12 protein-coding genes are annotated in these 19,075 nt (G+C 66.2%); 5 read left to right on the forward strand and 7 right to left on the reverse strand.

Going from position 1 to position 19,075, the window contains the following annotated elements; translation table 11 throughout:
• Window positions 1-267: 267 nt before the first annotated feature.
• Window positions 268-4,101 carry a peptidoglycan-binding protein gene (locus GGQ64_RS06735; protein ID WP_183801089.1) on the reverse strand — a complete coding sequence of 1,278 codons (3,834 nt, stop codon included), beginning with the start codon at window positions 4,099-4,101 and terminating at the stop codon, window positions 268-270.
• Window positions 4,102-4,574: 473 nt separating this feature from the next.
• On the opposite strand from GGQ64_RS06735, the gene GGQ64_RS06740 reads away from it, so the two are divergent.
• The 3 genes from GGQ64_RS06740 to GGQ64_RS06750 all read left to right on the forward strand — a co-directional run bounded on the left by GGQ64_RS06740 (window position 4,575) and on the right by GGQ64_RS06750 (window position 10,143).
• Complete coding sequence (locus GGQ64_RS06740) at window positions 4,575-6,371, forward strand: acyl-CoA dehydrogenase C-terminal domain-containing protein (protein WP_183801092.1); 1,797 nt, start codon at window positions 4,575-4,577, stop codon at window positions 6,369-6,371.
• Window positions 6,372-6,552: 181 nt separating this feature from the next.
• On the forward strand, window positions 6,553-7,761 hold the full coding sequence (locus GGQ64_RS06745; protein ID WP_183801095.1) for an acetyl-CoA C-acetyltransferase: 1,209 nt from the start codon (window positions 6,553-6,555) through the stop codon (window positions 7,759-7,761).
• Window positions 7,762-7,932: 171 nt separating this feature from the next.
• The gene (locus GGQ64_RS06750; protein WP_183801098.1) at window positions 7,933-10,143 is read left to right on the forward strand and encodes a 3-hydroxyacyl-CoA dehydrogenase NAD-binding domain-containing protein; all 2,211 of its coding nucleotides are present in this window, start codon (window positions 7,933-7,935) and stop codon (window positions 10,141-10,143) included.
• A 30-nt stretch (window positions 10,144-10,173) separates the two neighbouring features.
• On the opposite strand, the gene GGQ64_RS06755 is transcribed toward GGQ64_RS06750, so the two are convergent.
• Entirely contained in the window at window positions 10,174-11,415 is a 1,242-nt protein-coding gene (locus GGQ64_RS06755) for a class I SAM-dependent methyltransferase (RefSeq protein WP_246422455.1), read from the reverse strand.
• Window positions 11,416-11,454: 39 nt separating this feature from the next.
• Here GGQ64_RS06755 and GGQ64_RS06760 point away from each other — a divergent pair, with 39 nt between their 5' ends.
• Window positions 11,455-12,504 (forward strand): GlxA family transcriptional regulator, encoded by a 1,050-nt coding sequence (locus GGQ64_RS06760; RefSeq protein ID WP_183801101.1) that lies wholly within the window; start codon window positions 11,455-11,457, stop codon window positions 12,502-12,504.
• Window positions 12,505-12,645: 141 nt separating this feature from the next.
• Here GGQ64_RS06760 and GGQ64_RS06765 read toward each other — a convergent pair whose 3' ends face one another.
• The 5 genes from GGQ64_RS06765 to GGQ64_RS06780 form a co-directional block, all read right to left on the reverse strand.
• Window positions 12,646-14,448: an arylsulfatase gene (locus tag GGQ64_RS06765; protein ID WP_343059434.1), complete on the reverse strand. Its 1,803-nt coding sequence runs from the start codon at window positions 14,446-14,448 to the stop codon at window positions 12,646-12,648.
• Between the two features lie 231 nt (window positions 14,449-14,679).
• The gene (locus tag GGQ64_RS06770) at window positions 14,680-15,174 is read right to left on the reverse strand and encodes a DUF6790 family protein (RefSeq protein ID WP_183801104.1); all 495 of its coding nucleotides are present in this window, start codon (window positions 15,172-15,174) and stop codon (window positions 14,680-14,682) included.
• 259 nt (window positions 15,175-15,433) lie between these two features.
• Complete coding sequence (locus tag GGQ64_RS28060) at window positions 15,434-15,568, reverse strand: hypothetical protein (RefSeq protein ID WP_281380500.1); 135 nt, start codon at window positions 15,566-15,568, stop codon at window positions 15,434-15,436.
• A gap of 189 nt (window positions 15,569-15,757) precedes the next feature.
• Entirely contained in the window at window positions 15,758-16,813 is a 1,056-nt protein-coding gene (locus GGQ64_RS06775) for a Tim44 domain-containing protein (protein WP_183801107.1), read from the reverse strand.
• 214 nt (window positions 16,814-17,027) lie between these two features.
• Entirely contained in the window at window positions 17,028-17,720 is a 693-nt protein-coding gene (locus GGQ64_RS06780) for a winged helix-turn-helix transcriptional regulator (protein WP_183801111.1), read from the reverse strand.
• 138 nt (window positions 17,721-17,858) lie between these two features.
• Here GGQ64_RS06780 and GGQ64_RS06785 point away from each other — a divergent pair, with 138 nt between their 5' ends.
• On the forward strand, window positions 17,859-19,031 hold the full coding sequence (locus tag GGQ64_RS06785) for an acyl-CoA dehydrogenase family protein (RefSeq protein WP_246422458.1): 1,173 nt from the start codon (window positions 17,859-17,861) through the stop codon (window positions 19,029-19,031).
• Window positions 19,032-19,075 lie beyond the last annotated feature (44 nt).

A 19,075-nucleotide genomic window follows, 5' to 3' on the forward strand; every position in this document is an offset into this window, starting at 1 on the left:
AGGCAGGCGGAACGCATGCCCGGTTCGACAGTCCCTCAGCACGTCATCGGCGTGGACCCGAACAGTCGCAAGACGACCCCGGGAACCGCCGCGATATCGGGCCGGACAAACCGATCGGAGCCGGATTGCCTCGACCCGCCGCTCCCGTATCATTCTGAGCGGCTTGTGGTTTTTTCAAGGTGCGTCATGCCCTCAAGCGTCGCACGCCGTCAACAGCTGCACGGATCGGCGCCGGGCTTTATGCGGTGCGGCGGGGCGCACCGGGGATCATCCCTGCTGCTTGTTGCGCTTCAGCAACTCGTTGATCAGCCTGTCGTCGATCTTGCCGGTCTCCGACTGGCCGACGGACTTCTGGAAGGCCTTGACGGCCTCCACCGTCTTCGGGCCCATCGCGCCGTCCGGCGTGCCAGCGTTGAAGCCGTTGTTGTTCAGGATCGCCTGGATGTTGCGGATCGCCTTCTTCATATCGACGGAAGCGGTCTTGGTTCCCTTGCCGACCCATTCGTCCGGCAGGTCGGTCGAGTTCGCCTTGTCGTCGAGCGGCTGCTGCTTCCACAGCTCGAGTTTCGCCTTGGCGCTCGCAAGCTGCTCCGGCTTCATGGCGTTGGCGACCTCGTCGCGCTTCTCGGCCGCATCCCGGTCGCCTTCGCGGGCGGCGATCGCAAACCACTTGTAGGACTCTTCGAGGTCCTGCTTCACGCCGTTGCCGCGGGCATAGAGAATGGCGAGATTGAACTGGCTGTCGCGAACGCCGAGCTCGGCGGCCTTCTTGAACCATTCGGCAGCGGCGGCATAGTCCGGCGCCTTGCCGCCGCCCGTGGCGAGCAGGACAGCGAGATTGTGGCTGGCGCTGGCGTTACCCTGCCGGGCGGCCTGCTCGTAGAGCCCGCGCGCCGTGCCGAGGTCGCGTTCGACCCCCTGTCCCTTCTCGTAGAGGCTGCCGAGGCGATACTGCGCCGGCGCGAAGCCGCGGTCGGCCGACATCCGGTACCATTTTGCCGCTTCCGCCATGTCGATCGCGACGCCGCGGCCGTCGGTGAAGCGTGCGCCGAGTTCGAACAGCGCCAAGCTGTCGCCCTCGCCGGCCGACTTCGCCAGCGAGGCGGGCTCGATTGCTGTCGGCACGGTGATCGCCTCGGTGACGTCCTGGTCGGGATCGCCGGCACCGACGACCGATTCCGTCGTGCTTTCGTCGGTGACCGGGACGTCCTCGACGCCTTCCATGGATTCGTTCGTCACGATCGGCTCGAACCCGCCGGTCTCCGCCGCGGCATCGGCCGGACGCGTCAACTGCTGCGCACCGGTGATCGCCAGCACGGGATCGCCCGTGTCCATGCCGGTGTCCTCGACGGTCGGCGTGGGGATATCGTCGGCGGGCGCGGTGACGCCGTCGGGCAACGCGTCGTCGCCCTCGATCACCTCCACCTGGGCGCTCTGGACCGGAGCCGGGGCGCTCTCGACGGGCGCCGGGGAAGCGGCCTCCTGTGGTGCAACGGCCTCGTTTGCCACCGGCGTGCCGGCGACAGGGGCCGCCATTCTTGCCTGCTCGACCGGCGCGGTCGAAGGCGCCTCGTCGCCGCGCACCAGTGTGTCGACGAGCGGGTAGGACATGATGGCCAGCAGGATCGCGCCAACGGCCATCAGGATCGGCCGGCGATGGCGGCCGAAGGCCGAGGCGGCAGCACCCGAGCCGGACGCCTTCTTTTCAGGCGCGAGACGGGAGATCGTATCGGATTCTTCTGCCGCCATGCGTGCGGCACGGCGGGCGGCGGCGATGAAGTCGGACTTGCCGGCATCGCTCGGCTTGCCGCGGCCATCCGCGGCCTGGTTTGCCCGGACGCGTTCCAGGATCTTGCGCACGTCGGGGGCGCCCGAACCCGGCTCGAGTAGCTGGTTAGCCACTTCCGGCGCGATCTCGTCGCCCGGATCGAGCGACGGTGCCGGATCGATGTGCTGGCGCTCGACGGGGGCGGCAGGCACTTCCTTCCGCGCCGGCGCGAACCGGCGCGCCAAACCCGAGATCAGTCCGCCCTTGGCCTTCTTCTCTACAGTCGCGGTCCCGGCGACTTCCGCGACAACAAGCTGGGAGCCCTCCTCGCCTTCGACCGCTGCCTCGTCCGCAAAGCCCGACGCCTCGGCGTCCGCCGTGACCGTACGCTGTCCAAAATCCTCGGGCCCGGCATCGAAGCCGTCGTCGACGAAGGGATATTCGTCGTCGTGGAAGGCCATGGCCGCCGCGCGCGGCGTCGCGGGCGAAGCCTGGTGTTCATCGGCCCGGTAGCCGTCCCGCGGCGCATCGAGCTGCTCCAGGCGGCCGGCGATCTGGACCAGCGTGTCGTGCAGGGCATCGAAGGTCCGCGCGGTGCGCTCCTCGCTGGAGCGCATCATGTCTTCCAGCGTGCGGAGGTCTTCGGCAAGTGCGGAGATCGCCGCCATGTCGGAGGAGGATGCGCCCCCCGTCTCGGCCCGCTGATAGGCCTGCATCACCGCGTCGGCAGCCTGCCGGGCCGCCTCGATGATGTATTCGTCGTTCGTCGCCATGTAGTCTTCGATCGTCGCCATGCGGTTGTCGAAGTCGGCGGGAAGGGCTGCGGACGATGTCGCCTGCGGCGCGCTGATCAGGGTCGACAGATGCGCGATCTGCGCCTCGAGGCTCTGCAGGACGGCATTGTCGCCCGCCGGGGCGGCACTGGTTCTGTCCAAACGGTCGGCGATCGCCTGCAGCCGGCCCTCGATGGAGGAGAACCTCTCGCCGGACATCGGCGCGGCGGACGGGACGTCGAGATCTTCGATACGGCGGGCGAGCAGATCGAGGCGTTCGGCCAGCACATCGTTGACCGCACCCTGGTCGAGCGCGTCGATCTTGCGGGAAATGTCGGTGAGATGACCGGCAAGGTCGGCGCCCGCAGCCGGGGCACGCTGGCTCTGCTCGATCATGGAGGACAACTGGTCGAGGCGCTCTTCCAGGCGAATGGCGGCCTTCTCGTTGGCCATCTCCTCGATGCGGTAGGCCAGCGTTTCCAACCGCTGGCCGAGCCCCTGCTCGGGCGAAGGCCGGTGCGAGATCGTGTCGAGCTGGCCGGCAAGGTCGGCGATCCGGCCTTCCAGGCGCTGGAGCATGGCTGTGTCGGCGACAGATCCCGGGACGCGTGCGCCTGCAGCAATCGCGCGGCTGATTTCGTCGAGACGCAGGTCGAGACCCTCGAACTGGCTGGCGTAGCGGCGATCGTCCGGCATGACGCTGCGGCCGAGCGCTTCGACGGCCTGGCCCATCGCGTGCAGCTTGTCTTCCAGGCCGCGCAAAGCGGGCGTGGGGCTGACGGACTGGATCTGCGTCTTCAGTTCCTCGAGCCGGTAGGCCAGGGCGAGCAGTTCGTCGTCGCGGCTCTGGTCGGCGGCGGCGAGCTTCTCCTCGACGCCGCTCCAGCGGGTTTCCATGCGGCGCACGGAATCCTCGCGGGCAAGGCCGTCGAGGACCGAGCGCAATTCGTCGAACTCGACCCGGAGGCCGTCTGTGTCCGAGCGGCCCGACTGGAGGCCGAGCTGGCTGATACCGTGCGCCAGCCGCTGCAGGTCGCCGCGGATGTCGTCGTCGTGGCCGCGGACCTCTGCGGCCTGGCGGATAGCCCGCATCTCGCCGCGCAGTACGTCCATCTCGCGACCGAGACCTTCGGCGATGTCGCGCTTGAGATCCTGCCGCAAGCCGACGAGCGCCTGGGCGATCTCCCGGGCGGCAAAATCCGGCGCGGGATGATCCGGCCCGCTGCGCGCGGCGGATTGATGCGTGGGGACGGCGGTGTCAAAGGCGTGCGGCACGCGTTCGCTACGGGTTGCGGCGCGCTCGCGCACGGTCTCGATCGCGCGCTGGCGCTGCATGATCTCGCCGACCGGATCGTCGCGCAAGACGCCGGTTCGAGCCATATCGGGGCGGGCCGGATCGGGGCGCGCTGGCTCTGCTCGTCCGTGGGCGCCGTCGCGGCCACGTTCGCGGTTGCCCATCAGGCCTTCTATCCGGGCCTCGAGGCCCTCGATCGTGCGGTTGAGTGCATCGAACGACGACCTGTCGCCAAAACGTGGAGGATTTGCTCGCGATCCGCTCATGTTCTTCGCCTCGCTTGGGAGCCCGTCGGCTCGCCGGGAGAACCCGCCCCACGCCTGCCGCTCATGCGGCGTGACGCCCTGTTGCTGCATTGAACCGGCAAGACGCGCGCCGGCATGTTCGATGTCCACGTGCAGACCGGGAACGCGCCGATGCGGCGCATCTCCTCCGGCCCTGACGAAACGAATGGCAGGCGAAAAAGTGGAAAGATGAGACTATTTCGTGAACTGCCCTCAGGCGCCACAATTCACGCAACATGGTAAACAAGCCGTTAACCGGCGCAAACTTTTTAACGATTTGCTCATACAGCGGCAAAGCGGGTGCGAGGCTGGCGCTCTTGCGTGATCGGTCAAGGACGGGCCGGGGAAAATCAAGTGAGTGACAATTTTTGACGTTTACGCAAACGTCAAAGTTTCATAGTATCCTCATCAATGACTGGACGTTCGTCCATCGAGAAGGCGAGGAACTCGAGACTATGCCCATCTACAAGGCCCCCGTGAACGAAACCCTGTTCGTGCTGAACGACGTGCTGGGACTGGAGCGCTACAACAACTTGCCGGGCTTTGCCGATGCCACGCCGGACATGGTCGAGGCGATCGCGGGCGAAGCGGCAAGGCTTTCGGAGGAGGTGCTATTTCCCGTCAACCTTTCCGGGGACCAGGAAGGCTGCAAGCGCGGCGAGGACGGTTCGGTCGGCGTGCCGAAGGGCTTCAAGGCTGCGTTCGACCTCTATCGCGAGGGCGGCTGGCTCGGGCTCGCCGTACCCGAGGAATTCGGCGGACAGGGACTGCCCTACGTGCTGCACACCGCCGTCGGCGAATACATGTCGTCCGCCAACATGTCTCTGATGATGTACCCGGGACTGACCCAGGGCGCGATCGCGGCGATCCTGGTGCACGGTTCGGATGCCCAGAAGAAGGCCTACCTGCCGAAGATGGTGGCAGGCACATGGACCGGCACGATGAACCTGACCGAGCCGCATTGCGGCACCGACCTCGGCCTGCTGCGCACCAAGGCGGTGCCGCAGGCCGATGGCTCCTACAAAATCTCCGGCCAGAAGATCTTCATCTCCGCCGGCGAGCACGACATGGCGGAAAACATCGTCCACCTGGTGCTGGCCCGCATCGAGGGCGCGCCGGAGGGCACCAAGGGTATTTCGCTCTTCATCGTTCCAAAATTCCTGCCGGACGCGAATGGCGAACCGGGCGAACGCAACGGCGTTTCCTGCGGCGCGATCGAGCACAAGATGGGCATCCACGGCAACGCCACTTGCGTGATGAACTACGACGAGGCGACCGGCTTTCTCATCGGCACGGAGAACAAGGGCCTGAACGCCATGTTCGTGATGATGAACGAGGCGCGCCTCGGCGTCGGCCTGCAGGGGCTCGCCGTTGCCGAGGCCGCCTACCAGAACGCCGCCAACTATGCGCGCGAGCGCATCCAGGGCCGGTCGCTCTCCGGACCAAAAGCGCCCGACCAGCGCGCCGACCCGATCATCGTCCATCCCGACATCCGCCGGGCGCTCCTGACCATCAAGGCCTGGAACGAGGGCGGGCGCGCCTTCCTGCTGTGGACGGCGCTGCAATCCGACATCGCCCATCGTGCCAGCGAGGAAAAGGAGCGACAGGCGGCCGACGACCTGCTCGGACTGGCAACGCCCATCCTGAAGGGCGTGCTCACCGACAAGGGCTTCGACCATGCAGTGATGGCGCAGCAGGTCTATGGCGGCCACGGCTATATCGAGGAGCACGGCATGAGCCAGTTCGTGCGCGACGCCCGTATCGCCATGATCTACGAGGGCGCGAACGGCATCCAGGCGCTCGACCTCGTCGGCCGCAAGCTCGGCATGAACGGCGGTCGCGCGGTGATGGCGCTGTTCAAGGAGATCGGCGACTTCTGCGAGGAAAACCGCAATGACGAGAGCCTGTCCTTCTTCACCAAGCACCTGAAGAAGGGGCTGGGCGACCTGCAGGCCTCGACCATGTGGTTCATGCAGCACGCGATGGCCAAGCCGGACAACGCCGGCGCCGGCTCGACCGACTACATGCACCTGTTCGGCCTCGTCGTGGTCGGCTACATGTGGGCGCGCATGGCCAAGGCCGCCCAGGCCGGGCTTGCGGCAGGGGCCGGCGAGCGCGAGGAATTCCTGCGCAACAAGCTGATTACCGGCCGCTTCTACATGGAGCGGATCATGCCGGAGACGGCGCTGCGCAAGGCGCGGATCGAGAGCGGCGCCGAGACGATGATGGCGATGGCCGCAGCGGCGTTTTGATATTGCCTCTTCTCCCCGGCGGGGAGAAGGTGGCCCGAAGGGCCGGATGAGGGGGCTGCCGGCGCCCCTCATCGCCTCGCATTCGCTCGGCACTTTTCCCCGCTGGGGAGAAGAGGAAGATCGCGAGCAGCATTGACGATGCATTTTCGGCGCTTCTGCGCCGCCAGGGAGAAGAGACCACATGACCGACGTCTTCATCTACGATCACGTGCGCACCCCGCGCGGGCGCGGAAAGAAGGACGGAGCGCTGCACGAGGTGCCCTCCGTCCGCCTCGCCGCCAGGGTGCTGGAAGCGATCCGCGACCGCAACGGGCTGGACACCGAGAAGGTCGACGACATCATCATGGGCTGCGTCGATCCGGTGATGGACGCCGGCGCCGTCATCCCCAAGGCCGCCGCCTTCGAGGCCGGCTATTCGACCAAGGCACCCGGCATGCAGATCTCGCGCTTCTGCGCCTCCGGCCTCGATGCCGTCAACTTCGGCGCCGGCAAGATCGCGCAGGGCGCCGACGACATCGTCATCGCCGGCGGGGTGGAGAGCATGTCGCGCGTCGGCATGGGCATGTCCGGCGGCGCCTGGTACATGGACCCATCGGTGAACTTCCCCGCCTACTTCATGCCGCAGGGCGTCTCCGCCGACCTGATCGCCACCAAATACGGTTTTTCGCGTGACGACGTCGACGCCTACGCGGTGGAGAGCCAGAAGCGCGCGGCCAACGCCTGGGAGAAGGGCTACTTCAAGGGGTCCGTCATCCCGGTGAAGGACATCAACGGGCTGACGATCCTCGACCGCGACGAGGCGATGCGGCCGGGCACCGACATGCAGGCGCTTGCTTCGCTCAATCCCTCCTTCCAGATGCCGGGCGAGATGGGCGGCTTCGAGGCCGTCGCGATCCAGGCGCACCCCGAGATCGAGGCGATCAGCTACGTCCACCATGCCGGCAATTCTTCCGGCATCGTCGACGGCGCCGCTGCCGTGCTCGTCGGCTCGAAGGAGGGCGGCGCGATCCTCGGCCAGAAGCCGCGCGCCCGCATCAAGGCCTTCGCCAATATCGGGTCCGACCCGGCGCTGATGCTGACGGGGCCGGTCGACGTGACCGAGAAGCTGCTGAAGCGCGCCGGCATGACGCTTGCCGACATCGACCTGTTCGAGCTGAACGAAGCCTTCGCCGCCGTCGTGCTGCGCTACTGCCAAGCCTTCGAGATCGGCCACGACAGGATCAACGTCAACGGCGGGGCGATCGCCATGGGCCATCCGCTGGGTGCCACCGGCGCGATGATCCTCGGCACCGTACTGGACGAGTTGGAGCGGCGCGACCTCAACACCGCGCTGGTGACGCTCTGCATCGGCGCCGGCATGGGCACGGCGACGATCATCGAAAGGGTGTGAGGGACGCCCCCTCATCCGCCCTTCGGGCACCTTCTCCCCGGTGGGTAAGTGGGAGCGGGCAGCAACGGCGCCGTTCCCCCTCGCCCCTCGGGGAGAGGGTCGCCGAGCGAAGCGGAGGCGGGGTGAGGGCCCAGCCCCAACGGAAGAATTCAAGGGAAGAGGAATCCCGCAATGACCGACTACAAAAACTTCAAGATCGAAACCGACGCCGACGGCATTGCGCTCGTCACCTGGGACATGCCGGGCAAGTCGATGAACGTGCTGACCGCCGAGGTGATGGACGAGCTCGACGCGATCATCGACGCGACCGTCGCGGATGCCGCCGTCAAGGGCGTGGTCTTCACGTCGGGCAAGTCGTCCTTCTCCGGCGGCGCCGACCTTTCGATGATCAAGTCGATGTTTACCCTTCAGGCCGAGGAAAAGGCAAAGGATCCGGCGCAGGCCGTCGAGAAGCTGTTTGCACTGACCGGGCGGATGAGCGGCCTTTACCGCAAGCTCGAGACCTGCGGCAAGCCCTGGGTCTCGGCGATCAACGGCACCTGCATGGGCGGCGCGTTCGAACTGTCGCTCGCCTGCCACGGCCGCGTCGCGTCGAATGCGAAGTCAGTCAAGATCGCCCTTCCCGAGGTGAAGGTCGGCATCTTCCCCGGCGCCGGCGGCACCCAGCGCGTGCCGCGGCTTGCAAATGCGCAGGACGCATTGCAGATGATGACCACCGGCTCGTCGCTGACCGGCGCACGCGCCAAGGCGATGGGCCTCGTCCATCAGGTGGTCGCTCCGGACGAGCTGATCCCGGCCGCCAAGCAGATGATCAAGGACGGGCTGAAGCCCATCGCACCCTGGGACGAGAAGGGCTTCAAGGCTCCGGGCGGCGGCATCTGGACCCCGGCTTCTGCCCAGCTCTGGCCGGCAGCGCCGGCGATCCTGCGGCGCGAGACCGCCGGCAACTATCCGGGAGCACTCGCAATCCTCAAGTGCGTCTATGAGGGCCTGCAGGTGCCGTTCGACACGGCGCTGAAGATCGAGCAGCGCTACTTCACCCATATCCTGCAGACCACCGAGGCCTTCTCGATGATCCGCTCGCTGTTCATCTCCATGCAGGAGTTGGGCAAGGGCGCGCGGCGGCCGGCGGGCGTGCCGAAGACCGAATTCAAGAAGGTCGGGATCGTCGGCGCGGGCTTCATGGGCGCCTCGATCGGCTATGTCACCGCGGCCGCCGGCATCCCGGTGGTCCTGATCGACCGCGACCAGGAGGCGGCCGACAAGGGCAAGTCCGTCTGCGAGGGCCTGACGTCCGGCAGCGTCGCCAAGGGCCGGATGAGCAAGGAGGAAGGCGAAAGGCTTCTGTCGCTGATCACGCCGACAGCCGACTACGCGGCCCTTTCCGACGCCGACCTCGTCATCGAGGCGGTGTTCGAGGACCGCGACGTCAAGAAGGCCGTCGCCGAGAAGATCGAGGCCGTGCTGCCGGAAGGAGCGATCTTCGCCTCCAACACCTCGACGCTGCCGATCACCGGGCTTGCGAAAAACACGAAGCGCCCGGCCCAATTCATCGGCATCCACTTCTTCTCCCCGGTCGAAAAGATGATGCTGACGGAGGTGATCCTCGGCAAGGAGACGGGCGACAAGGCGCTGGCCACGGCCCTGGACTATGTCGCGGCGATCAGGAAGACGCCGATCGTCGTCAACGACACGCGCGGCTTCTACGTCAACCGCTGCGTCTTCCGCTACATCGGCGAGGCCTACGACATGCTGGTCGAGGGCGTGCCGGCGGCCATGATCGAGAATGCGGCGAAGATGGCCGGCATGCCGGTCGGTCCGCTCTCGCTCAACGACGAAGTTGCCGTCGACCTCTCCTACAAGATCTTCAAGGCCGCGATCGCTGACCTCGGTCCGCAATCCGTCGATCCACGCCACATGGAGCTGGTGACCAAGATGGTCGAGGACGGTCGCCTCGGCCGCAAGGCCGGCAAGGGCTTCTACGACTATCCGCCGAAGCCGCAGAAGAAGAAGCTGTGGCCCGGCCTGAAGGCGCTCTATCCGCAGCAGAAGCCGGAAGAGGTCGACGTGAAGGTGCTGAAGGAGCGCCTGCTCGTGACCATTGCGCTAGAGGCGGCGCGCACCGTGGAGGAAGGCATCGTCACCGATCCGCGCGAGGCCGATGTCGGCTCGATCCTCGGCTTCGGCTTCGCCCCCTATACCGGCGGCACGCTGTCCTACATCGACGGCATGGGTGTGGCGACATTCGTGGACCTGTGCGAGAAGCTCGCTGCGAAATACGGCGACCACTTCAAGCCGACGCCGCTGCTGCTCGACATGGCCGCCAAGGGCGAGACCTTCTACGGCCGCTTCGACCCCTATGCGAAGAGGGAGGCGGCCTGAGGCCGCCTCCGCGCATCTGTTGCCTGCCGCTCAGAGCCGCGCCTCGAGGATGAGGTTGAAGGGCGTCTGCATCGCCCGCCGGAAGCGGGTGAAGCCGGCCTTGCGGAAGACGTCGGCCAGCCGCGCCTGCCCCGCCTGCGCGCCCAGCACCATGTGCCCGCCGTCGGAGATGGCGTGCGCGCAGCAGATCGTCGTAGAGGCGGCGTAGTACATCCGTGCCACCGGCGAGACGTTGTCCTCGACGCGATCATTGGCGAAGGGCTCCACCAGCATCACGGTGCCATCCGGTGCCAGCGCACCTGCCGCGTGCCTTGCCGCAGCCACCGGGTCGCCCATGTCGTGCAGGCAGTCGAAGAAGCAGATCAGGTCGTAGCCGGTTCCCGGATAGTCTCCCGCCCGGGCGGTCGAAAAGCTTGTCCGCTCCGCCACGCCGGCCTCGGCTGCAACCGTCTCGGCCTCGGCTACGGACCGCTCGTGGTTATCGAAGCCGAAGAACCGCGACCTCGGAAAGGCCTTGGCCATCAGCACGGTCGAATGCCCGTGGCCGCAGCCGACGTCCGCTACCAGGCCTCCGGCACTCAGCTTGTCGACCACGCCGTCGAGCGCCGGCAGCCACTCGGGGACCAGGCTTGCCGCATAGGCATTGCGGTAGAGGGCGGCGACGCCGCAGAAGAGCCGCCCGTCATGGTCTCCCCAGGGGATGCCGCTGCCGGTGCGGAAGGCTTCGATCGCCTTTTCCTCGTCCGCCCACATCGAGGCCGGCACGGCCCACGCACCGGGAATGAACACGGGGCTATCTTCATTGGCGAGCACGAGCGCCTGCTCGGGCGTCAGCTCGAATGTATTGCTGTTGGCGTGATGGTCGACATAGCCGCCGGCCACCTGGGAACCGAGCCATTCGCGCACATAGCGCTCGGCGCAGCCGGCGCGGCTGGCCAGTTCCCATGACGTCAGCGGTCCCGCTGCGGCCATGGCCCGGTAGAGCCCCAGCCGGTTGCCGAGGCTGACCATGACGCCGCCGTAGCCGGCGGAAAGGTCGCCGATCGCGCGTGAAATCAAGGCGTCGAGCTTGGCGGTATCGATTGTCTGGTTTCGGACGTGGTCCACGTTTCGGTTCCTCTTCTCTTCGACAAGACCCGTCTGGAGGGTCGAGAGGATGATCGCAGGTGCCGGCCGCCGGCGGCAGAGCGGGATTGTCCAGAACCGGGTCATTCGTGCCACCGGGCGACGTGCCGGGCCGACGCAACCCATCGTCATGGCCGGTGCTGCCATGCTAGGTTGATCCCTGCTCCAACCATGACGGAGTTCCAAATGCCGAGCCTATCTGTGCCGACGGTGCCGCAGCCGCTCCATGTCAGTCTCGTGGCCATTCCCGAGGCGGTCGTCTCGACGCTGAGCGGCATCTTCGACGTGATGAATGCCTTCGCCATGACGCCGATCCGTGAGCACACCTCGCTCAGTGCTGCCCCGTTCCGGGTGGAAATCGTCGGCATGAGCCCCGGTCCGCTCGAACTGGCCAGCCGCCTGCCCATCACCGTGCAGCGCGGCGTCGACACGCTCGCGACCACAGACATCGTCATCGTCCCCTCCCTCCTGCTGGGACCGGACGGATGGCGGACGGGGCGATACCCCGACCTCGTCGAATGGCTGCGCGCCATGCACCGGCGCGGCGCACTGCTGTGCTCGGCCTGTTCCGGCCTCTTCCTGCTCGCCGAGACCGGCCTCTTCGACGGCGTGGAGGCAACGGTGCATTTCGGCTACGCGAAAACCTTCTCCGCGGCGTTTCCGCAGGTGCCGATCCAGCCGGAGCGCGTCCTGATCGTCTGCGGGAGGCATGAGGAACTGATCACTTCCGGCGCTTCCATGACCTGGCACGATCTCGTCCTGTACCTGATCGGTCGCTTTACCGGGGCAACGGCGGCGCAAGGCGTCGCACGCTTCTTCGCCCTGCAATGGCACCAGGACGGACTGGCGCCCTACATGATCTTCGAGGGGCGCAGCGATCACGGCGACGTCGCCATCCAGGTAGCGCAGACGTGGCTGGCTGCGCATTTCTCGGTTGCGAACCCGCTCGAAGAATCGATCCGAAAGGCAGGGCTTACGGAGCGAACCTTCAAGCGCCGGTTCACCGGCGCGACCGGCCTCAGCCCCATCGCCTATGTGCAGCGGCTTCGGATCGAGGATGCCAAGCGACGGCTGGAGCGGACGGAGACGTCGATAGACGAGATCAGCTGGCAGGTCGGCTACGAGGACCCCGCCTTCTTTCGCCGCCTGTTCCGCCGGCTGACCGGCCTGCCGCCGGGCGTCTACCGCCGGCGCTTCAGGATTCCCGCCTACGCCCAGCCGCGCGTGGGCAGCTAAAGCGCGTCGCGATCTTTCAGATTCGCTCCCCGCTTTAGACCTTTGATCTTGCGCATGTCGTCGTCGCAAAACCGCAGCACACTTTTGCGCGACATGCTTTTGGCATCCGCCGAATCCCAAGCTACCCGTCAGGACGGGACGTCACTGTACGCCGCGGTGCTGCAGCGCGTCGTCGAGCATCTTGTTCAGGCCGCCGCGGATGCGCTCGAGGTCAAGGTTCTGCTTCAATGCGTCCCTGCGCTTGATGCTGTCGAGCGTCGATTCCATCACGTTGGCGGGGTTGAAGCTCGGCGGGAACGATCGCGGCGGGAAATCCTTGAAGGTCGACACGAATGCGAAGACCACGTCCATCATGCCATAGGCGCTGCCGACGTGGTTGAGCTGCCAGTCCCAGAAGGTGTTGGAGGTAATGTCAGCCCGCTCGAACGGGTCCTGGAAGAGGTTGAAGATCTTCTGCAGGCGCAGCGTCGTGAACGGCTCGGCCCAGACGCCCAATGTCCCTTCCTTGCGCTGCTCTGAGTAGACGTACTTGTAGTCACCCTGTCGCAAGCCCACGAGCAGGCCGTCGTCGTCGGCATAGAAGAACGTGTCGCGCGCGCTCTTCACGCCGTTGTTGACGGCGGCCGTGCCGCGCACGGTGCGCAGGAGTTCCGACTGGTCGTAGCCGTCCAGATGCACCTTGTATTCGAGGCCGTTCGCCGTGTAGCCCGCCTTCAGCTTGTCGATGATCTCAGGCTCTCCGGCGATCGCGCAGAGCGTCGGCACCCAGTCGTTGTGGCTCATCAACTCGTTCGTCACCGTTCCCGGCTCGATGACCCCCGGCCAGCGGACGAAGCAGGGCACGCGGAACGCGCCTTCCCAGTTGGTGTTCTTCTCGGAGCGGAACCAGGTCATGGCCCCGTCCGGCCAGGTGTTCATATGCGGGCCGTTGTCGGTCGTGTAGACCACGATGGTGTTGTCGGCGATGCCCATGTCCTCCAGCGCCTTCAGGACCGAGCCGATCGTGTCGTCATGCTCGATCATGCCGTCGATATATTCGCTGTCGCCATGCTGGTAGCGGCCGCGATGGCTGTCGCGCACATGGGTTCGAAGGTGCATGCGGGTCGAATTGTACCAGCAGAAGAACGGCTGGCCCGCCGTCTGCTGCCGCTTCATGAAATCGATCGCCGCGGCCGAGGTTTCGTCGTCGATGGTCTCCATGCGCTTCTTCGTCAGCGCGCCGGTGTCCTCGATCGTCTGCTTGCCGACCTTGCCGAAGCGTGGATCCTCGGTCGGATCGTCCACGTCGGTCGCCTTGCAGCGCAGCACGCCGCGTGGGCCGAACTTGGCGAGGTAGGCGGGATCCTTCGGGTAGTCCGGCAGTTCCGGTTCCTCCTCGGCGTTGAGATGGTAGAGGTTGCCGAAGAATTCGTCGAAGCCGTTGACGGTCGGCAGTGACGGGTTGCGGTCGCCCACGTGGTTCTTGCCGAACTGGCCGGTGGCGTAGCCGAGGTTCTTCAACAGGCCGCCGATCGAGGGGTCGAGCTGGCTCATGCCCATCGGCGCGCCGGGAAAGCCGACCTTGGTCAGGCCTGTGCGGATGCCGTGCTGTCCGGTCAGGAAGGCGGCGCGGCCGGCGGTGCAGGACTGCTCGCCGTAGTAGTGCAGGAACATGATGCCGTCGCGGGCGATGCTGTCGATGTTGGGTGTGTGATAGCCCATCAGGCCGTGCGTATAGGCGCTGATGTTGGCGATGCCGATGTCGTCGCCGAAGATGATGAGGATGTTGGGCTTTGCGGCCGACCCTCCCTGCGGCTGGGACTGCGCCGCGGTGCCGGATTGCGTTTGGGCCTGGGCTGCTGTGGCGGAGAGTGCGGCGGCCGTCAGCGTGCCGCCGGCAAGCAACAAGTTTCGACGGCTCAGCCCGCCTTCGTTCCTGCCATGCGCGATATCATGCTTATCCACGGGAATTCTCCTCGAGCATTTGCGTCAACTAAAGATATGTTCGGGCAATCATTGTGTATGAAGAGATGTAGTGGGTTGAGGATGGATCCCCCCGTCACAATGTCAAGTCTATGTCGGCGATCATTTTTTTCGGGCGCGCGATCGGGCGGAAATGCGAAGCTAAACAAGCCATTACTTACACAAGCGAGGGCGATCCGTGACCATCGCGACTTGCGCTTGCGATCACGTCTCTCAGCGCGCCCGCACCGCCGTCTCTTCCCGGTGCGCCTTCCAGAGCAACCACGCGAGCAGCGGAACCTTGATGACCGTGAGCAGCAACAGCAGGCCGAAATTATCCGGAGCATAGTCCGCATTGACGACGGCTTCGCGAACGTGGCCGATCGCCACGCCGATGTTGAACAGCACGAGATAGAGGACGACGGCGGCCTTGAACGAAAGGCTTCGCCAGAACGACAGGACGGCGACGACGCCGATGGAAAGGTCGGCGACACCGATCTCGAACTGGAACGGGCTCACCTGCCAGCCGATCTGGGCTGCGGCCACCTGCGGCAGGAAGACGTGGAAGAAGCCGCCCCAGATCATTTCCGCGCCGACCGAGAGCAACAGGAGCCAGGAGAGATAGCGTTGGGCAGGCGGTCCGTCACGCCGGAAGGTGGCGATCGCAAGCGCTACCACGAACAGGACCGTCGGCATGTTCGTCAGGACCAGCCGTATTGCATCTGCCATGCCACCACCTGCGGATGTTTCGCCGAGAGATTCGCGGCAAGGTGACAGAGCCGGCGCCGCTTGCCAAGCCGGCCCCGCCGGCAAAAATCATCCCCTCCCCCGTTTCCAGGGTGAAACTGCCTTGCGGGCCGGGTCGACTGGGGGAAACGCAGGTGGCGCTGTGGGGCAGGTGACCAAACGCGCGCTCGGAGGCACGGAGGGCCGCGCTCCGCTGGGGCCGCCGAGCGTGACGCCCGGCAGCCATTCGGAAAAAAGGGGATCAGTTGATCGGGATGCGAACGCCGCCGCCGGTATCGGCGGGAAGAGCGTAGGTGGTGTTGTGGGCGGCACTCGTCGTGCAGCCCGCCAGCGTCATGAGCACGATCGCAGCGGCGAAGATGGATTTGAACGGCATCAATTTCTCCGAATGAAGATCAACTATCAGGAAGCGCGCCCCTGTGAGAGACGCGCCACCGGCGACAAACCCCGCCGGCACGCAGATGAGGCCAGTTCGCCGCACAAGGCAAGTGCCGGGCGCACACGAAGTGGCCTTGTCCGGAATTGTTGCCCCGGAAACGTGGGCGCCGCCCGGCGGTAGCGGCCGTCAGGCCGCCTCGGTGCCCTGGATAGCCGAAACCTGCCAGGGGCCGCGCGGCTTGCGCTGGAAGGTCCAGACCTCCACGGCCTCGCTCATCTGTTCCGGATCGCCGCTGACGACCTTGCCGGTGGCGCGGTCGCGCATCACGTCGATGCTCTCGTAGCGCATCGCGACCGTGGCGAATTCGGTGCCGTCGTCCTCGCGCCAGGCCTCGGCCACGTCGCCCTGAACCAGATGGACGTCGCGAACCTCGTTCTTGACGCCGCTCGTGGCGTTCTCGCTCAGTTCCTCGGCGAGCCAAGACATGGCCTCCGGCGTGGTCAGGCTGCGAAGGGCGGCATAGTCTTCCGCGCCATAGGCGGTCTGGACCTCCTTCAGCATCGTCTCGAACTGTTCGAGATCCTGCTGCCCAACACCGATCTCGTCGGTCGACTGGCTGGCGGAAGCACCCGCGCCTGCGCCGAGGCCACCGCCAAGACCACGCCCCAGGCCGCCCCCAAGACCGGCCCCGGGGCCACCTCGGACACCGCCGCCGATGCTGGGAATCTTGAAGGACGGCATGCCTGTCTCAGACTGGCGATTGGCCATGTTGCCCGCGCCGCCGCCATAGGCAGGCTGGGAGGAGCGGCGGAAGAAGCGCATGGCGAGCGTGATCGCGCCGAAGATCAGGGCTGCCTGGAACAGCAGGCCGAGGAAACCCATCGCCCCGCCGATGCCGTTGCCCATCAGCATGCCGACCAGGCCGCCCAAGGCCAGGCCACCGAGCAGCGCGCCGCCGAAGCCGCCGAACAATCCGCCGGGGCGCTGGCCGAACGGCCGGTTGGCCTGCTGGCCCGCCTGGGGCTGCGCCGTCTGCTGGCCGGCCGGGCGCTGGGTCATGCTCCGGTCGATCGGCGCCGATTGCGTGGGCGCGGTGCGCGTCACGGGCGGCGGCGCGAAGGTGCGGGTGCCACGGCTGCCGAATCCGCCACCGGCCCGGCGGGCCTCGGCAACATCGACCGCGGTAACCATGACCATGAGGGCGACGCCCATCATCGCGAAAATTCGTCCAAAACGCTGCATCTCAACTCTTCCCGTCATCTCTTCCCGCGCCAGAAAGGCGCACACCGGCAGCATATAGCGTCCCGAGAGGCCGAGTTTAAGGTCCGGCCACATTTTTGTGACCGTAAATGTGGCTAGAGCGCTTGCGATCTTTCAGATTCGCTCCGGCGCTTTAGACCTTTGATTTCGCACATGTCGTCGTCGCAAAACCGCAGCACACTTTTGCGTGACATGCTTAGGCCACGCTGCGCGGCGCTCCGGCAAACTTGCTGAGCCCCAGCCATTGCTGCATGGCCTTCGCAATCTCCGGATCGCCGTCGAACTCCAGATTTCCGGCATCGACCTCCCGGCGGATCATCGACAACCCCATCCAGATCGCCGTCATGCTGCGCAGCGAACTGGTGACCAGAAGATCGATTTCGAAGCCGGGATCGAAGCCGCACAGGTCGACCGCGCCGCCGTCGACGACCAGCCACCAGTTCTGCCGGCTTTCCGGCAGCTCGGGATAGAGAAACTGGATGGTGCAGCGGCGCCTGGGCAGCGGCTGCGGGTTCAGATTGCGGCGCATGTCCCACATGAGCAGCGAGGGATCGAGGTGCTTCAGGGAGAGCTGCGATTCCACCCACCGCTGCCCCCAGAAGCCGAGCCCCATGACGATCGGCTCGAGGTCCTTGCCTGCGGGCGAGAGGCGGTATTCGGTTACCCCCCGCTCGCCCGGCCGCGCCACGATCACGCCGGCCCGCTCCAGTTCCTTCAGCCGCTTGGACAGAAGCGCCGGAGACATGCGCGGCACGCCCCGGCGCAGGTCGTTGAAGCGGGTCGTCCCGCAGAGAAGCTCGCGCAGGACCAGCACCGTCCAGCGGGTGCAGAGGATTTCGGCGGCCATCGATACGGGGCAGAACTGGCCGTAACTTCCATGCTCATCCATGATCGTCATCCGGCAACGTCGTTCGGACGGCATCATAGTGTAAACTCGGGGGAGCGACCACGGGGGTAGTACAGTTCGTGAACTGGACGGACTTGCTCTTTGGGAGGACCCTGTCGCCATTCTTTCGAGGAGGGCCCCATGAACACGGCAATGAACGTACCGTCGAACGAAGGCAACGAGCGACCTGCTTCGCCGGTCGATCCGGTGGAAGTCGCCCGGGCGATTTCGCCCGTGCTGGCCGAGCGCGCCGCACGCTTCGACGAAGAGGACAGCTTTGTCGCGGAGAACTACGAGCTTCTGAAGCAATCGGGCCTGGTGGAGGCGGGCGTGCCGGCGCCGCTTGGCGGCGGGGACGCAGACGTGCGCACGCTCGCCGAGATGCTGCGGGTCATGGCGCATGCCTGCTCGTCGACGGCCCTTGCCTTTTCGATGCACACCCACCAGGTGGCGATCCCGGCCTGGCGCTGGCGCCACCAGCAGGTCACCGCCGTGGAGCCGCTGCTGAAACGCGTGGCGGCCGAGCGGCTGATCCTGCTCTCCAGCGGTGGCTCGGACTGGATAGGCGGCTCCGGCAAGGCGGTGAAGGTGGAAGGCGGCTACCGGATCAAGGCACGCAAGAGCTTCACTTCCGGGGCCATGGCCGGCGACCTGCTGATGACCGGCGCGGTTCTTGCGACCGGCGAGGGTCCGGATGCGGTGATCCATTTCGCCGTGCCGATGAAGGCGCCCGAAGTCAGCGTCGTCGAGACCTGGCGCGCGCTCGGCATGCGCGGCACCGGATCCAACGACGTCGTCATCGACGACCTCTTCATACCGGACGCCGGTGTTGCCTTCAGCCGTCGTGCCGGGGAATGGCACCCGGTGTTCCAGATCATCGCCACCACCGCCTTCCCGCTGATCTATGCGGTCTATCTGGGCGTTGCCGAAAGCGCGCGCGACATCGCGCTCGACCTAGCGCGCCGGAAGCACCCCGGACCGGGGCTGCTCGACATCGCCGGACGGATGGAGACCTCGCTGCGGGCCGCCCAGCTCGCGCACCGGTGGATGATCGAGACCGTCGAGCGCAACGCGCCGTCGGCCGAGACGGTCGACGAGGTGATGATCGGCCGCTCGCTCGTCGCACGGCATGCGATCGAGACCGTCGAACTGGCGATGGAACTCTCCGGCGGCAGCGGCTTCTACCGCGCGGCCGGCCTCGAACGGCGCTTTCGCGACATACAGGGCGCCCGGTTCCATCCGCTGCAGCCCGGGCCGCAGGCGCAGTATGCGGGTGCGATGGCGCTGGGACTGCCGGTCACGACGATCTTCTGACGATGCGGCACCTCTCCCTGGTCCGGAGGACCGGCGGTACGAGG

The organism is Mycoplana azooxidifex (assembly GCF_014196765.1).
Classification (GTDB): Bacteria; Pseudomonadota; Alphaproteobacteria; order Rhizobiales; family Rhizobiaceae; genus Mycoplana; species Mycoplana azooxidifex.